Source organism: Propioniciclava soli (assembly GCF_038502305.1).
Classification (GTDB): Bacteria; Actinomycetota; Actinomycetes; order Propionibacteriales; family Propionibacteriaceae; genus Propioniciclava; species Propioniciclava soli.
On record NZ_CP115965.1, the window covers coordinates 312,558 to 327,574 of the forward strand.

The 15,017-nt window shown below is 72.5% G+C and carries 14 protein-coding genes; 10 read left to right on the forward strand and 4 right to left on the reverse strand.

What is annotated here, in order from left to right; genetic code table 11:
* The first annotated feature begins 21 nt into the window (after positions 1-21).
* Together PCC79_RS01325 and PCC79_RS01330 are read left to right on the forward strand one after the other, a co-directional pair.
* The gene (locus PCC79_RS01325; protein WP_342372771.1) at positions 22-1,242 is read left to right on the forward strand and encodes an MFS transporter; all 1,221 of its coding nucleotides are present in this window, start codon (positions 22-24) and stop codon (positions 1,240-1,242) included.
* Positions 1,243-1,252: 10 nt separating this feature from the next.
* Entirely contained in the window at positions 1,253-2,770 is a 1,518-nt protein-coding gene (locus PCC79_RS01330; RefSeq protein ID WP_342372772.1) for an FAD-dependent oxidoreductase, read from the forward strand.
* 33 nt (positions 2,771-2,803) lie between these two features.
* On the opposite strand, the gene PCC79_RS01335 is transcribed toward PCC79_RS01330, so the two are convergent.
* The 3 genes from PCC79_RS01335 to idi are packed head-to-tail and all read right to left on the reverse strand — an operon-like array spanning position 2,804 to position 6,839.
* Positions 2,804-3,694, reverse strand: coding sequence for a phytoene/squalene synthase family protein (locus tag PCC79_RS01335; RefSeq protein WP_232548761.1), 891 nt, complete (start codon positions 3,692-3,694; stop codon positions 2,804-2,806).
* The gene (gene crtI / locus PCC79_RS01340; protein ID WP_232548762.1) at positions 3,691-5,172 is read right to left on the reverse strand and encodes a phytoene desaturase family protein; all 1,482 of its coding nucleotides are present in this window, start codon (positions 5,170-5,172) and stop codon (positions 3,691-3,693) included. Before crtI ends, PCC79_RS01335 begins: the two co-directional genes overlap by 4 nt.
* On the reverse strand, positions 5,169-6,839 hold the full coding sequence (gene idi / locus PCC79_RS01345) for an isopentenyl-diphosphate Delta-isomerase (protein WP_232548763.1): 1,671 nt from the start codon (positions 6,837-6,839) through the stop codon (positions 5,169-5,171). The genes crtI and idi overlap by 4 nt, the downstream gene beginning before the upstream one ends.
* Positions 6,840-7,006: 167 nt before the next feature.
* Here idi and PCC79_RS01355 point away from each other — a divergent pair, with 167 nt between their 5' ends.
* On the forward strand, positions 7,007-7,831 hold the full coding sequence (locus PCC79_RS01355; protein WP_232548764.1) for a hypothetical protein: 825 nt from the start codon (positions 7,007-7,009) through the stop codon (positions 7,829-7,831).
* Between the two features lie 42 nt (positions 7,832-7,873).
* Here PCC79_RS01355 and PCC79_RS01360 read toward each other — a convergent pair whose 3' ends face one another.
* Positions 7,874-8,752 carry a formate/nitrite transporter family protein gene (locus tag PCC79_RS01360; protein WP_232548765.1) on the reverse strand — a complete coding sequence of 293 codons (879 nt, stop codon included), beginning with the start codon at positions 8,750-8,752 and terminating at the stop codon, positions 7,874-7,876.
* Positions 8,753-8,918: 166 nt separating this feature from the next.
* On the opposite strand from PCC79_RS01360, the gene PCC79_RS01365 reads away from it, so the two are divergent.
* From PCC79_RS01365 to PCC79_RS01395, 7 genes are all read left to right on the forward strand, one after another.
* Positions 8,919-10,265 carry a cytochrome P450 gene (locus tag PCC79_RS01365; RefSeq protein WP_342372773.1) on the forward strand — a complete coding sequence of 449 codons (1,347 nt, stop codon included), beginning with the start codon at positions 8,919-8,921 and terminating at the stop codon, positions 10,263-10,265.
* A gap of 3 nt (positions 10,266-10,268) precedes the next feature.
* Positions 10,269-10,637 (forward strand): GntR family transcriptional regulator, encoded by a 369-nt coding sequence (locus PCC79_RS01370; protein WP_342372774.1) that lies wholly within the window; start codon positions 10,269-10,271, stop codon positions 10,635-10,637.
* On the forward strand, positions 10,634-11,272 hold the full coding sequence (locus PCC79_RS01375; RefSeq protein WP_342372775.1) for an aspartate/glutamate racemase family protein: 639 nt from the start codon (positions 10,634-10,636) through the stop codon (positions 11,270-11,272). Before PCC79_RS01370 ends, PCC79_RS01375 begins: the two co-directional genes overlap by 4 nt.
* Positions 11,273-11,321: 49 nt before the next feature.
* Positions 11,322-11,528, forward strand: coding sequence for a DUF2945 domain-containing protein (locus PCC79_RS01380; RefSeq protein ID WP_342372776.1), 207 nt, complete (start codon positions 11,322-11,324; stop codon positions 11,526-11,528).
* Between the two features lie 3 nt (positions 11,529-11,531).
* Complete coding sequence (locus PCC79_RS01385; protein ID WP_342372777.1) at positions 11,532-11,837, forward strand: hypothetical protein; 306 nt, start codon at positions 11,532-11,534, stop codon at positions 11,835-11,837.
* 342 nt (positions 11,838-12,179) lie between these two features.
* A complete protein-coding gene (locus PCC79_RS01390) occupies positions 12,180-13,709 on the forward strand; it encodes an aspartate:alanine exchanger family transporter (RefSeq protein ID WP_232548844.1) in 1,530 nt (509 codons plus the stop codon).
* 96 nt (positions 13,710-13,805) lie between these two features.
* Positions 13,806-14,972, forward strand: coding sequence for a nucleotide sugar dehydrogenase (locus PCC79_RS01395; protein WP_342372778.1), 1,167 nt, complete (start codon positions 13,806-13,808; stop codon positions 14,970-14,972).
* The last annotated feature ends 45 nt before the right edge of the window (positions 14,973-15,017 follow it).

Below are 15,017 nucleotides of genomic sequence, written 5' to 3' on the forward strand. Positions count from 1 at the left end.
ACGTGCCCGAAGGGGGCGAGCGTGACACCACGGCAGACGACACGCGGTGCCTGGCTGGCGGTCGTCGCGGTGGTGGCGGTGTCGCTCAACCTGCGCCCCGGTGCCACGGTGGTGGGGCCGCTCATGGCCGAGATCCTGGCCGATCTGGGCCAGGGGTCGACGTGGGGTGGCCTGCTCACCGCGATGCCGGGGTTGTGCTTCGCCGCGTTCGGGGCGCTCGCCGTCGGCCTGGCCGTCCGCGTCGGGCTCAACCGCGCCCTGTGGCTGGGCGCCGCGGTGACGGCCGTCGGGCTGCTGGCGCGGGCGTTCGTGCCGGACGCCGCCGCCTTTCTGGCGTTCACCGCGCTCGGTTACGCGGGGATCGCCGTGGGCAACGTGTTGCTGCCCGCGTTCATCAAGCGCCGATTCCCGGGGCACGTTGCGGGGATGATGACGCTCTACAGCTGCCTGCTCGCCGTGGGGGCGACGCTGGCCAGCGCGGCGGCGGTGCCCCTCGCGTCCGTGCTGCCGGGGCAGTGGCGCGGGTCGCTCGCCGTGTGGGGTGGGGTGGCCGCGCTCGCCGTCGTGCCCATGCTGGCGGTGGCGCTCACCGAGGGCTCGGCGCGCGTCCGTGGCCCGCGCCCCGAGCGTGGCCCCTCGCTCGTGCGGTCGCGGCGCGCGGTGGCCCTGGGCATCTTCTTCGGCGTCCAGTCCATGCAGGCCTACACCCAGTTCGGGTGGGCCGCGCAGCTGTACCGCGACGGGGGCGTCGACGCCGCGGACGCCGGGTTGCTGGTGTCGCTCATCGCGTCGTTCGGCATCGTGACCGGGCTGGTCATGGCCACGGTGGTGGAGCAGGTGCGTGATCTGCGCGGCGTGGTGGTCGCGCTCGGCGTCCTGCTGGTGGTGGGGTACCTCGGCATCCTCTACGCGCCCACGACGGTGCCGTGGCTGTGGGCGGTGTCGCTCGGGCTGTCCGGGGCGGCGTTCCCCATGGCGCTGGCGCTCGTCACCGCCCGATCGCGCGACCCGCACGTCACCGCCCGGTTGTCCGCCTTCGGCCAGAGCATCGGGTACGCCCTCGCGGCCCTCGGCCCGTTCGCGGTCGGCGTCATCCACGGTCGGACGGGCAGCTGGACCCTGCCCCTGTGGTTGCTCATCGGCAGCGCCGTGGTGATGGTCGCGGCGGGGTTGGTCGCCTCCGCGCCCGGCGACGTCGATGACGACCTCTCCGGTGTGCCCGGGCGTGCCCCCGGCCGCTAGGATTGACCCCGTGAGCCAGCAGCAGAACGTTCCCGGACGCGACCGGCGCGCGGTGCGCATCCCCGGCCCCCGGGGCACGCAGATCGTCTCCGGGGAACGGCACGTCGCCGTGGTCGGCGGTGGCATCGCCGGCATCGCGGCCGCGACGGTGCTGGCCGAGCGTGGGGTGCGCGTCACGTTGCTCGAGGCGTCCGAGAGGCTCGGTGGCCGCGTGGCCGCGTGGGAGCTCGGGGACGGGCGCACGATGAGCCGCGGCTTCCACGCGTTCTTCCGGCAGTACTACAACCTGCGCGCCCTGCTGCGACGCGCCGATCCCGGGTTGAGCCGCCTCCTGCCGGTTGAGGACTACCCGCTGCGGCGTCCGGACGGCGTCACCGACACGTTCGCCGGCCTGCCGTTGACGCCGCCGCTGTCGGTCGCGGCGTTCGCGCTCCGCAGCCCCACGTTCACGCTGCGCTCGCTGACGAAGGTCGACGTGCCGGCGGCGCTGGAGCTGCTCCAGGTGCGCTTCCCGGGCACCCACGAGCGCTACGACGGGGAGTCCGCCGGGGCGTTCCTGGATCGCCTGCGGTTCCCGCCCGCGGCGCGTGACCTGGCCCTGGAGGTGTTCGCCCGCTCGTTCTTCGCCGACCCGCAGGATTTCTCCGCCGGCGAGCTCGTGGCCATGTTCCACACCTACTTCATGGGGTCGGCGGAGGGGCTGCTGTTCGACGTCCCCGACGACGACTACGACACCGCCCTGTGGGGTCCGCTCGGGACGCACCTGGCCGCGCTGGGGGTGACGGTGCGGACGTCCGCGCCCGTCAGCGCGCTGGTCGTGGAGGAGGGACGCGCCGGCGTCCGCGTCGGCGAGGAGCAGGTCGACACCGACGCCGTCGTGCTGGCCACCGATCCGCGCGCCGCCCGCGCCCTCGTGGCCGGCCTGCCCGACGACGGGCACCTCGGCGCCTGGCAGGACGCGGTGGCCGCCACCCGCAACGCCCCGCCGTTCGTCGTGCTGCGGCTGTGGCTGGGCCAGCGCGTGGACGCCGAGCGCCCCGCCTTCCTGGGCACGAGCGGGTTCGGGCCGCTCGACAACATTTCGGTGCTGGAACGGTTCGAAGCGGGGGCCGCCGCGTGGTCGGCCGAACACGGCGGCTCGGTGGTGGAGCTGCACGCCTACGCGTGCGACGCCGAGGTGGCCCTGGAGCCGGCGGCCGCCGAACGAGTCGCCGACGCCCTGCTCGCCGAGTTGCACCGGGCGTTCCCCGAGACTGCAGCGATGAGCGTGGTGGAGCGCGAGCTGCTGGTGCGCGACGACTGCGTGGTCATCGGCCCCGACCAGCCGTGGGCCGAGCGGCCCGGCGTCCGGACGCCCGCGCCGCGGCTGGTGCTCGCGGGCGACTGGGTGCGCTGCGACCTCCCGGTGGCGCTCATGGAGCGCGCCGCGACCACGGGCTTCCAGGCCGCGAACGCGCTGCTGGACGGCTGGGGCGTGGCGGGTGAGGACGTCTGGACCGTCCCCCTCACCGGCGTGCTGGCCCGCTGATCGGTCCGTCGCGGGCTGTGCCGGGCGGCGTGCTCAGGCGCGGGCGCCTGCGGTGGGTGGCCCCAGGGTGAGGCTGCGGAGGGTCACGCCCAGTCTCTCCGCCGTCGGCACGCGGTGGCGTCCGGAGAACACGTCGTAGCCCGACGCCTCGATCCGATCCAGGATGCGCCGGTAGAGCACCAGCGCCGTGCCCACGCAACGCCGCGACGCCGGTGGCAGCATGCCCAGGCCGGGTTCCGCCTCGGTGTACAGGGCCCGGTTGCGCGCCACCTGTTCGGCCATCATGGCCTGCCAGGCCGCATCCGGACGCCGCCGCCACGGGTCGGCGCCGTGCCGGGCGAGGTCGTCCTGGGGGACGTAGACGCGGCCGCGGTCGAGATCCTCGGCAACATCGCGCAGGAAGTTCGTGAGCTGGAAGGCCAGGCCGAGCGCCCGGGCCGGGGCCTTGGCGTCCGGGGTGTACGGCTCGAGCACCGGCAGCATCATCTCTCCGATGACCGCGGCCGAGCCCTCCATGTAGCCGTCGCGCAGCTCCGGCCACGTGGCCCAGGTCGTGCGGGACAGGTCGAGCGCCATCGCGGCGAAAAACCGCTCGAAGCACTCCGGGTCGGTGCCGCGGCGCCGGATCGAGTCGACGATCGCCGCCATCACCGGCTCGTCGGCATCCCCCGCGGTCAGCGAGGCGAAGAAGTAGGACGCGAACGCCGACAACCGCTCTGCCGGATCGCCGGGCAGGTCGAGCGGCAGCGCCACCTTCTCCGGCTCGTCCACGATGTCGTCGGCCAGCCGGCACAGGGCGTACACGGTGTGCACGTCGCGCCGCTGGCCGGGCGGCAGCAGGCGTGCCCCCCACCAGTAGGTGGTGCCGTGGGCACGGGTCAGCCGGGCGCAGGCGGCGTAACCGGCGTTGAGATCTGCGCTCACCGCAGCAGCTCCCTCACTCGTTCGGCGGCGAGCTTGCCCGAGATCAGCACCATCGGAATCCCGACGCCCGGCGTCGTCCCCGAGCCGGCGAACACCAGCCCCGGCACGCGGCCGTCCACGTTCTTGGGCCGGAACGGCCCCGTCTGGCCGAACGTGTGCGCCAGCGCGAACGGCGTGCCCGCCGCCATGCCCTGGGCCTCCCAATCCGGCGGCGTCACCAGCTTCTCGGTGACGATGTCGGTGGGGTAGCCCGCCTCGCGGAGGAACTGCAGCATCCGCTCGCGCAGACCGGGGGTCTCCTTTGCCCAGTCGATCCGGCCGACCGCCAGGTTGGGCACCGGCTCGAGCACGTACAGCGTGTGGCAGCCCTCGGGCGCGGCTGCCGGATCGTCGATCGACGGGACGGCGACGAACCGCGACGGATCGGCCATCGGACGCCCTCGCACCAGCAGGTCGTCGAACGCCTCGTCCCACGCGGCCCCGAAGTGGATGTTGTGGTGGCCCACGTGCTCGGGCAATGCGCCGCGGACGCCGAGGTGCCACACCATCGCCGATGGCGAGAACGACCCCTTCCGAGCGGCGCGGGGGGCCTTGAGCTCGGGCAGCAGCTCGGCGTAGGCCGTCGGCAGGTCGGCGGTGACGACCACGGCGTCCGCCGCCACGACCTCACCGGACGCCAGCGACACCCCGGCGGCGGAGCCGTCGGCGTTGCGGACCACCCGTTCGACGGTCGCGTCGTAACGCACGGTGCCACCGGATTGGGCGACGGCATCCGCCATGCCGCGGGGCACGGAGTGCATACCGCCGACGGGGAAATAGGTGCCCTCGATGGAGTCCATGTGGGCGATCACGGCGTACAGGGCCAGCGCCTGGGCCGGCGCGAGCCCGGCGTACATGGCCTGGAAGCTGAAGGCCTTGTGCAACCGCTCGTCGTCGAACCAGCTGGCGATCTGCGGGCCGAGGCGTCCGAAACCGCGCAGGCCCAGCAGCTGGAGGGCGGCGACGGGGTGGCGCAGCAGGTCGAGCGGCGTGTCGAAGTTGGCATCGATGAAATGGGGCAGCTCGACGTCGTGGAGCGCCTTCAGCCACACCACGAAGCGGTCGAAGGCGGCCGCGTCCTTGGCGCCGCACTCCCTCTCGATCTCCGCCCGCATGGCCGCGTGACCGTGCCGGATCAGCAACCGCGACCCGTCGGCGTAGAACGTGTGGTAACCGGGGTCGAGCAGCTTCAGCTCGACGTGATCGGACGCCGTCCGCCCCACCGCGGCGAACGCCTCCTCCAACAGATTCACCATGGTGAACACGACCGGCCCGGTGTCGAACCGGAACCCGTCCTGGCTCCACGTGCCGTTGCGGCCGCCGGGCACGGAGGCCCGCTCCAGCACCGTCACCCGATGCCCGTCGCCGAGCAGGTGCAGGGCCGCGGCGAGCCCGGACAGCCCGGCCCCGACCACCACGACATGCGCCGGGCCGCTCATGCGTCCCGCCAGGCGATCGTGCGGGCGGCCTCGGTGAGCCCGGCCACGCCGGCCCGGGTCAGCGCGCCCTCGGCGAGGGCGGCCAGGGCCGCATCGTGGGCCTCGGAGATCAGACGCTCCACCTCGTCGGCCACGCCGAACGTCCGCAGCGCGGTGGCGAGCGCGGCGGCGTCCGCCTCGCTGAACTCCGGCGTGCCCAGCCGCGCCAGGCGGGCGGCGTCCGGGCCGGTCAGCCGGCTCTCGGCGAGACTCACCAGCACCGTCGCCTTGCCCTCCCGGAGGTCGTCCCCGGCTGGCTTGCCCGTGCGTTCGGGATCCCCCCACACGCCGAGGGCGTCGTCGCGCAACGCGAACGCCCGGCCGATGTGTTGGCCGTAGCGCTGCAGGGCCGCGCTGGCGTCCGGGCCGGCCTCGGCAGCCAACGCACCGAACGCGAGCGGTCGCTCGATCGTGTACCGGCCCGACTTGAGGCGCGCCACCTGCTCGGCGTGGGCGCGGTCGCGCCGCCCGGCGGCCGCGCCGGTCAGGTCGGCGCGCTGCCCGGCGATCAGCTCGACGCACAGGTCGTACCACAGGCCGCGCACCGGCCCGGGCAGGCCGTCGGCCAGCCGGTCGGCGAGCGCATGGGCGAGGTCGCCGAGCAGGATCGCCAGGTTGCGCCCGAATGCCTCGGCGTCACCGCGGGCGTCCGCAGCCCGGTGCCACGCCGCCGCCTGGACGTGCGCGGACGCATGCCCGCGGCGGGCGTCGGAGTCGTCCATCACGTCGTCGTGCACGAGCGCGAAGAGGTGCAGGGTCTCCAGGGCGGCCGCCACCCGCACCATCGTGGCGTGCGCGGCGCTCTCCGGCCGCCCGCCCGCCGCCACGAACCCCCAGTGCGTCATCGCGACGCGGATGCGCTTGCCCTGACCGACGAGGAGGGACCCGAGCCAGGCGGTCAGGTCGCCGGGAACGACGTCCACCCCGATGCCCGCCAAGTGGTGCTCCCAGGCGGCGGACAGGTCGGCGAGCTCGGTGCGCAGCAGCCGGTCGACCTCGGCGATGGTGGCCGCCAGGTCGTCGGCCCCGTCCGCCGTCGGGCAGGCGCGGTTGCGCACCAGCGGCACGAGGGCGGGTACCTGCAGCGCAGCCCAGGGGCTGTACACCTGCGGGGTGGCGAGGACGGCGGCGGCGAACTTGTCCCAGTCGATCCACGCCCACTCGGCCACCTCGGCGGGGTCCGGCGCGGGGATGTCGTCGATGACGAAGCCGGCGTAGACGGGGCAGATCTCGTTCTCGACGATCCCGGACGCGTCGGTGGCTCGGTAGCGGAACTCGGGCAACAGCGGGGTGAGCGGGCCGACGGCGAGCCCCAGCTCCTCCCGGATGCGGCGGCGGGCGGCGTCCTCGAGGCCCTCACCGGGACGGGGGTGGCCGCAGCAGGAGTTCGTCCACACGCCGGGCCACGTCTTCTTGCCCAGGGCGCGGCGGGTGACCAGCACCTCGCCGCGCGTGTTGAACAGGTAGGTGGAGAAGGCCAGGTGCAGGGGGGTGTCGGCGGTGTGAACCATCGTCCGGTCCGCCCGGCCGTGCGGGGTGCCGTCGTCCTCGACCAGGATGACATCGTCGGTCCACCCGGTGTCAGGTGGCGTCCGACCCGAGGTTGGGCCGGTGCGGGGCTCAGCCATGTGTCGTCCCGGTCTGTCGTAGGAGTCGTGCATTCTGGCCCAGATGATACCAGTGGGCCCAATATGTTCGCGGACGCCCCGCTGACAAGGCGTCCTTCTCGATCACCGCTGCCCGCGCTCCGGGTGCGGGGCGCCTGGGCAGCCATCGGGTCTGGCAGGCTTGGGGGGTGAGTTCCTTCTTCCCGACCCGTGACCACGCGGGGGACGCCTGGTTCCGCCTGGGCCGCATCGAGATGACCACGACGAACGTGGCCGTGCTCGTGGGGGCCGTCAGCATGCTGGTCACCTTGTTCGTGCCCGGGCTGGGCGCGGCGCTGGCGTACGTGCCGTCCCAGGTGCTGCTGGGCCAGGTGTGGAGCCCGTTCACGTGGCCGCTGGCGAACGGCTTCGACCTGTGGGGCGTGCTCTCCCTCTTCATGCTCTGGTACTTCGGCAACGACCTCGAACGCATGGTCGGGCGGCGCTCGATGCTGTGGCTGCTGGTCGGAATCTGGGGGTCCCTGACCCTGACCACGACGCTGCTGGGTCTCCTGGCCACCGACAGCATGCTGGCGGGGCTGCGGATGATCCAGTTCAGCGTGCTGCTGGTGTGGATCGCCGAGTACCCCCAGCGTCGCTTCCTGTTCAACATTCCGGCGTGGATCTTCGGGGCGGTGCTGGTGGCGCTGCAGGTCTTGCCCCAGCTCGCGGCCGGCCAGTTCGGCTCGCTGCTCAGCTTCCTGCTCAGCCTCGTGCTCATCGCCGTGGTGGCCCGGCGGGTGGGGCTGCTGGGGGAGCTCGCTTGGATCCCCGGGCGCGGGCGTCCGCGCGCGTCCCGGCCGGCGCCGGCGCCGAAGCCGTCGCGCGCGCAGCAGCGTCAGACGCGACGACGGGTGTCGGACGACGAACGGATGGACGAGCTGCTGGGCAAGATCAGCGCCCAGGGCATCCACGCGCTGTCGAAGTCCGAACGGGCCGAGCTGGAGAAACTTCGGGAGCGTCGCCGGCGCTGACCCCGGTGCCGCCCGACGTGCTGGTGCTCGTCGTGCTGGGTCTCAGCGTGCCTGGGCGTTGGAGTCGTCGGGCTGCAGGGCCAGCTCGCCGCGGCGAATGGCGAGCAGCAGTTCCCCCACACGCACCAGGCGGGGAATGGTGATGATCAGCAGGCCGCCGACCATGTTGGCCGGGATCACCCACGCGAACCAGGCGAGCCAGTCCGCGTAGCTGTAGTCCCAACCGGCGTGCATCGCCGCGAACATGATGATCGAGTTGAGCGCGCCGTGCAGCATCCCCATGCCCACCACGAGCATGCCGCTGATCAGGGCCATGACCATGCCCGCCACGTCATTGTCCGTGCCCTGCTGCATCCGCGTGATCAGAGTGATGGTCGACCCGGCGAGCACCGCGAGCGCCACCGCCGCCGGCCAGGGCCGGTCGACGACGTAGGCCTCTGCCGTGGAGATGAAGACGTCGTGGTAGTGGGGAAAGGCGATCACCAGCAGCCAGGTGAAGAACCAGCCGCCGGCGAGGTTGGCGAGCAGGGTCACCAGCCACAGGCGCGCGAGCTGGAGCAACGTGCCCTGGCCGGCGACGATCGCGTTGATCGGCATGAGGAACTCCTCGGTGAAGAGCTCGCTGTGGGCCATCTTCAGCGCGATCAGGCCGACCCCGAACGCCATGCCCGCCAGCAGCTGGGAGCCGGTGGCGTCCTTGACCAGCACCATCGCCATGATTCCGAGCCCGATGTCGATGCCGCCGAACAGCCCGGTGACCACCAGGGCCCGCCACGTGCGGTTGAGTCGTTCGGCGCCGGTCAGGGCGGTGTCGCGTGCCTCGGCGACCAGGGCGTCCTCGACGGGGGCGTCGGAGTCGCCGTACTCGCGGCGTCGTTGCTCGGGGTCGCCGTCATCGTGCAGCACGTTCAAGTCGGTCACGCCGCGGAGTCTAGGCCGCCGCGATGGGGGTGGGCGGCACCGATCCCACACGATTCCAGCACGGGATCACCCGGGAGGCGCGCGCAGGTGGCGTGAACGCCAACGTGTGCTGGAATCGTGTGGATTCGGCCCGGCCGGGCCACGAGGCTCTGGGTAGGCTCGGCGCATGACGACGACGCCGCGGATTCCGGGTCCGGCCCCGCTCTCGGTGCTGCGCGGCCTGTCGCGCCGCGGCTTTCTCGATGAGATGGGTCACCAGTGGCGCACCCACGGCGACACGTTCGCGGTGCGCCTGGGGCCGCAGTCGATGGTGCTGGTGGTCCACCCCGATGCCGTGCGTGACGTGCACCTCACCCGGCGCCGCAGCTTCGACAAGCGCAAGTCCTACGACGGGGTGCGCCGCTACCTGACGGGTGACGGTCTGATCGCGAGCACCGGAGAGTTGTGGAAGCGGCAGCGGAAGCTGATGGCGCCGTTCTTCACACCCCGTGCGGTGCAGACGTACGCCGACCTGATGCTCGCCGATGCCGACCGGGTCGTGTCCCACTGGCGGGGGTTGGCCGCCTCGGGGGTGACGGTGGACATGGGCGAGGAGATGATGGAACTGACGGCCTCCATCATCCTCCGTGCCGTGTTCAGCACGGCCGCTGAGGAGGACATCGTCCGGCTCAAGAGCCGCGTCGAGACCATGATCAGGTACACGACGCGGCGCGCCGTCCTCCCCGTTCCGGACTGGGCGCCGACCCCGGCCAACCGACGCTACCGGGAGGCGCGCGACGAGGTGCACGCCTACATCGACGACCTGATCGCGCAGCGGCGAGCCCGCGAGGCCGCCGGAGAGCCGGTGCCCGACGACCTCCTGGGCCACCTCATGGCGGCCCGTGATTCCGACGGCGGCGCGATGAGGGAGTCGCTGCTGCGCGACGAGGCGATCACGATGTTCTTCGCCGGCCACGAGACCACCGCCCGCACCCTCGCCGCCGCCTGGGCGGCGCTGGCGGCCCACCCCGACGTGGCCGACCGGCTCCACGCCGAGCTGGATGCCGAGTTGGGGGAGGGCCCGGTGACCCTCGAGGCGCTCAAGCGGCTGCCCTACACCTTGCAGGTCACCAAGGAGGTGCTGCGCCTCTACCCCGCGGCACCGTTCTACATGCGCGACGCCGTGGAGCCGGTGGAGATCGGTGGGTGGGATCTGACCCCCGGCACCGCCGTGATGCTCACCCCCTACTGGACCCACCGCCACCCCGATTTCTGGGGCGATCCCGAGCGTTTCGACCCCGACCGGTTCACCCCCGAGGCGGAGGCGACGCGGCATCCCCAGGCCTACTTCCCGTTCGCCACGGGCGAGCGGGTGTGCATCGGCAACCACTTCTCGCTGCTCGAGTCCCACCTGCTGCTCGCCGTGCTCGCGCGCCGGTTCGCGCCGGTCGTGGTGGGGGACCCGCCGCGCTGGCTGATGGCGGGCGTGCTGTCGCCGGAGGGCGGCCTGCCGACGGTGATCCGGGAGCGCTGAGCCGTGCTCAGCATCGACCCCGGGTCGGCGACGCCTCCCTTCGAGCAGATCAGGGCGCAGGTCACCGCGCAGCGCGCCTCCGGGGAGTTGACCGCGGGCCAGCGGTTGCCCCCGGTGCGCCACCTCGCATCGCAACTGGGGGTCGCCCCCAACACCGTGGCCCGCGCCTACCGCGAGCTCGAGGCCGCCGGGGTCATCGAGACCCGCGGCCGCCACGGGTCGTTCGTGCTCGGTACCGGGGCATCCGCCGAGAAGGAGGCCCGGGCAGCCGCCGAAGCGTGCGCGGCGCGCCTGCGTGCGCTGGGGCTGACCGCCTCGGACGCGATCCGCTTCGTCGAGGACGCGTTTGGGCCTAGGCTCGGCACATCATGACCGCCATTGGCTTCCTGCACACGTCACAACAGCACGTCGAGACCTTCGACGCCTTGGTCAACGAGGCGAACCCCGACGTCCAGACGATCCACCACGTCGCCGCCAACCTGCTCACCCTGGTGCGTCAGGCCGGTGCCGAATCCGTCGCCGACGAGGTCGCCGCCGAACTCGAAGAGCTCGCGGCCCAGGGCGCCAACGTGATCGTCGTCACGAGCCCCGCCATCGCTGGCGTCGCCGAGCGGGTGGACGTCGGCATCCCCGTGCTGCGTGTCGACCGTCCGGTGGCCTTCGACGCCGTCCGCGCCGGTCGCCGGATCGGCGTCGTGGCAGCGTTGGCCTCCGCCCTCGTGCCCACGACCGAGCTGCTTCAGCAGGAGGCGAAGGCCGCCGGCGTCGAGATCGAGATCGTGCCGGTCATCGTCGCCGGCGCGTGGATCTCCTTCGAGCAGGGCGAGGAGGACGAGTACGCCCGCGACGTCGCCAAGGCCACCATCGAACTCGCGGAGCGCACCGACATCGTCGTGCTCGCCCAGGCCAGCCTCATGGGCGCCACCCAGTACCTGCCCGACGACCTCCCGGTGCTGGTCAGCCCGCGGAAGGCCGTGGCGGTCGCCCTGGAGAAGGCCGGCGCATGACGCAGGCAGGGCCTCCCACCCAGCCGTTGTCGGTCGCCATTCGCGTGCCATGACCTTTCGCACGGGCGACCACGTCTCCTGGAACACCCCGCAGGGGAAGACCTCCGGCACGGTGGTCGAGAAGCGCACCTCGGATTTCCAGTTCGAGGGCCAGAAATTCACCGCGAGCGACGACGACCCGGCCTACGTCGTTGAATCCGACTCCTCCGGCAAGCAGGCGGCGCACAAGGAATCCGCGCTGTCGAAGAAGGCGTGAGCCGTGGCGACACCACCCAAGGGCGTGCAGGAGGCCGCGGCGCGGGCCGTCCGTTGGATTGACGAGGGCCGAGCCGGCCGCAATTTCACCGACGTCGGCCGTGACCGGGCGCACCAACTCGCCCACGGCGAGGACGTGAGCGATGAGGACCTGACGAAGATGAAGGCGTACTTCGCCCGCCATGCCGTCGACCGTGACGCCGAGGGCTTCCGTGGCGGCGAGGAGAGTTTTCCCTCGCCCGGGCGGGTGGCCTGGGATGCGTGGGGCGGCGACGCCGGCCGACGCTGGGCCGAGCGCGAAGCGGGCTGACGGCGACCGAGTCGCTCAGGCGTCGGTTCCGGCGAGGAGGCTGACCCTCCCGGTGTCATCGCTGCCGGGGGCCGACGCAATGGTCACGTGCGGTGTTGGTGGCACCGCGATGCCGCGCCTGCGACGGGAGTCCTGAGTTCGCCAGTGCCTGCCACTCCTCCCGCAGCCACCGCTGGGAACGTGGTCGAGCAGCAACGCGAGGGAGTGAAGTGGCACGGCCAGCAGCCTAGGAGGGCGCTCGGACGCGCACGACAGCACGCTGCCTGTGCACACTGGGGGTGGTTCCACTTCTGGGAGGTTGGCGTGTTGGACGCCCTCGCGGCACACCCGCTGCTCGTGTTGATGATCACGATCGCGCTCGGTGGCCTGTTCGGTCAGATCCCGTTCGGCCCGGTGCGGTTCGGCGCCGCCGGGGCGCTGTTCATGGGGCTGGTGGTGGGTGCGCTGGATCCGCGCTTCGGCCAAGGGCTCGAGCTGGTGAAATCGTTGGGCGTCGTGTTGTTCTGCTACACCGTCGGCCTGGCCGCCGGCACGACGTTCCGCTCCGACCTGCGCCGCCAGTGGCACCTCATGGTGGCGGGAACGGCGGGGCTGGTGGTCATGGCCGTCGGCGGCGCCCTGCTCGCGGCGGCTCTCGGGCTGACGCCGGCCCACGTCGCCGGGTTGTACGCCGGCGTCCTCACCTCGCCCGCCATCGACACCGCCATCGCGGTGACGGACGCCAGCCCCGACACCCTCGTCGGGTACGCGCTCGCCTACCCGACGGGCGTGGTGGTCGGGATGGTGCTGGTGGCCCTGTTGGTGGGACGCCGTTGGCCCGGACGCCGCGACGCCCCCTCGCTCGCCGAGGCGGGCCTGGTGGCGCGCAGCGTCCGCGTCGAGCGCGCGACGGAACTCACCGAGATTCCCGGCTACGCCGCGCAGGCGATCAAGCTCAGCTACCACGAGCGCGACGGCGACATCCGCGTGCTCGCGCCAGGGCAGGCGCTGCGGCCGGGTGATCGGGTGCTGTGCGTCGGCGCGCCGGACGACGTGGCGCGTGCCGCCGCCGTCCTCGGGCACACCAGCACTCGGAAGCTGACCCACGACCGCCGCGACGTCGACTTCCGCCGCTTCGTCGTCTCCAACCCGGCACTCTTCGGGCGCACCGTGGCCGACCTCAACGTCACCGGCGCGCTCGAGGGCATCGTCACGCGCGTGCGGCGCGGCGACATCGACATGCTCGCCCGCGACGACCTCATCCTCCAGCCCGGGGACCGCGTGCTCGCCGTGGTGCCGCGCGCCCAGCTCGAGGGTGCGGCGACGTTCTTCGGCGACTCCGAGCGGCGGGTGTCGCAGCTGGACGCCCTCTCCCTCGGCGTGGGCATCTGCCTGGGGCTGCTGGTCGGCTACGTGACCGTGCCGCTGCCGGGCGGCCTGCAGTTCGGGCTCGGGGCCGCGGCCGGGCCGCTTGTCGTCGGCATGGTGCTCGGCGCCCTGCACCGCACCGGCCCCGTCCGCTGGGACCTGCCCCACGCCGTCAACGCCACCACGCGGCAGGTGGGGTTCATGGTGTTCCTGGCCAGCGTCGGGCTGGCGTCCGGCACCTCGTTCGTGCAGGACGCGTTCACCCTGACCGGGCTGAAGGTCGTGGGGCTGGCGGGCCTGGTGCTCGTCCTCGGCGCGGCCGTGCTCGTCGGTGCCGGACGCCTCCTCGGCCTCTCCGCCCAACGCACCGCCGGCGCCCTGACCGGTTTCATCGGGCAGCCGGCGATCCTCGCCTACGCCAATAGCCGGGTCAACGACGAGCGCATCGACTCGGCCTACGGCGCGCTCTTTGCGCTCGGAACCATCGTGAAGATCCTGCTGGTGCAGCTCATCGTCGTGCTGTGACGTGGCCGCCGGACGGCCCCGAGGCGTTGCCGGCGGGCCACCTGGGGGGCGCCGCGGCGTCACCTGGTGGACGCCCGCGGCTGGCAGGTTCGCCCCGTGGGCACGCGGATCACGGTCGTCGGGTTGGGGTACGTCGGGCTGGCGGTGACCGTGCTGCTCTCACGGCGTCACGCCGTGACGGCCCTCGACATCGATCCTGGCCGCGTGGCTGAAGTGAATGCCGGAGTCAGCCCGTTGGACGACCCCGACCTCAGCGCCGCGCTGGCCGGGGGCGGCCTCGCGCTCACCGCCACCACGGACGCCGCGGCCGCCTACGCGGATGCGGAGTTCGTGGTCATCGCGACCCCCACCAACTACGACGACGAGATCGGCGCGTTCGACACGACCTCGGTGGAGGCGGTGCTGGAGGCGTCCGGGGTGACCCCGGGGGCGGCGGTGGTGGTGAAGTCGACGGTGCCGGTGGGGTTCACCGAGCGGATGCGCCGGCGCCACCCGGGGCGGGAGATCTTGTTCAGCCCGGAGTTCCTCCGCGAGGGGCGGGCGCTGGAGGACAACTTGAATCCAAGCCGGATCATCGTGGCCGACCCGGGGCCGGCGGCCGAACGGTTCGCAGGACTGCTCGCCGAGGCGGCGTTGAACGACCCGCCGGTGCTGGTGACGCGGGCGTCCGAGGCCGAGGCGATCAAGCTGTTCGCGAACACCTACCTGGCCATGCGGGTGGCGTTCTTCAACGAACTCGACACCTATGCGTTGCAGCGGGGGCTGGACACGCGGGCGATCATCGACGGGGTGGGGCTCGACCCGCGCATCGGCGTCCACTACAGCAACCCGTCGTTCGGGTACGGCGGCTATTGCCTGCCGAAGGACACCCAGCAGTTGTTGGCGAACTACCAGTTCGTGCCGCAGAACCTCATCCGGGCCATCGTGGATTCCAACACGACCCGCAAGGACGTCATCGCCCACGACATCGTGACCCGCGATCCGGGCGTGGTGGGCATCCATCGGCTGGCGATGAAGGCGGGGTCGGACAACATCCGCGAGTCCTCGGTGCAGGGCATCATGAAGCGGCTGAAGGCGAAGGGGATCCCGGTCATCGTGTACGAGCCGCTGATCGAGGAGGCGGAGTTCTTCCGCTCCGAGGTGGTCCGCGATCTCGGGGAGTTCAAGCGGCGCGCCGACCTCATCGTGGCGAACCGGATGACGGACGAGCTCGCCGACGTCGCCGAGCGCGTCTACACCCGCGACCTGTCCGGGAGCGACTGACCCGATCGGCCGGGCCCGAACCGGCTGGGGCGGCGTCCGGCGTGC

Coding starts and splice junctions, on each gene's coding strand:
- crtI (WP_232548762.1), bottom strand. CDS start 5,172: ATGAGCGGCCCGGCGCATGTCGTGGTGGTCGGGGCCGGGCTGTCCGGG.
- idi (WP_232548763.1), bottom strand. CDS start 6,839: ATGGCTGAGCCCCGCACCGGCCCAACCTCGGGTCGGACGCCACCTGAC.
- PCC79_RS01365 (WP_342372773.1), top strand. CDS start 8,919: ATGACGACGACGCCGCGGATTCCGGGTCCGGCCCCGCTCTCGGTGCTG.
- PCC79_RS01375 (WP_342372775.1), top strand. CDS start 10,634: ATGACCGCCATTGGCTTCCTGCACACGTCACAACAGCACGTCGAGACC.
- PCC79_RS01380 (WP_342372776.1), top strand. CDS start 11,322: ATGACCTTTCGCACGGGCGACCACGTCTCCTGGAACACCCCGCAGGGG.
- PCC79_RS01390 (WP_232548844.1), top strand. CDS start 12,180: ATGATCACGATCGCGCTCGGTGGCCTGTTCGGTCAGATCCCGTTCGGC.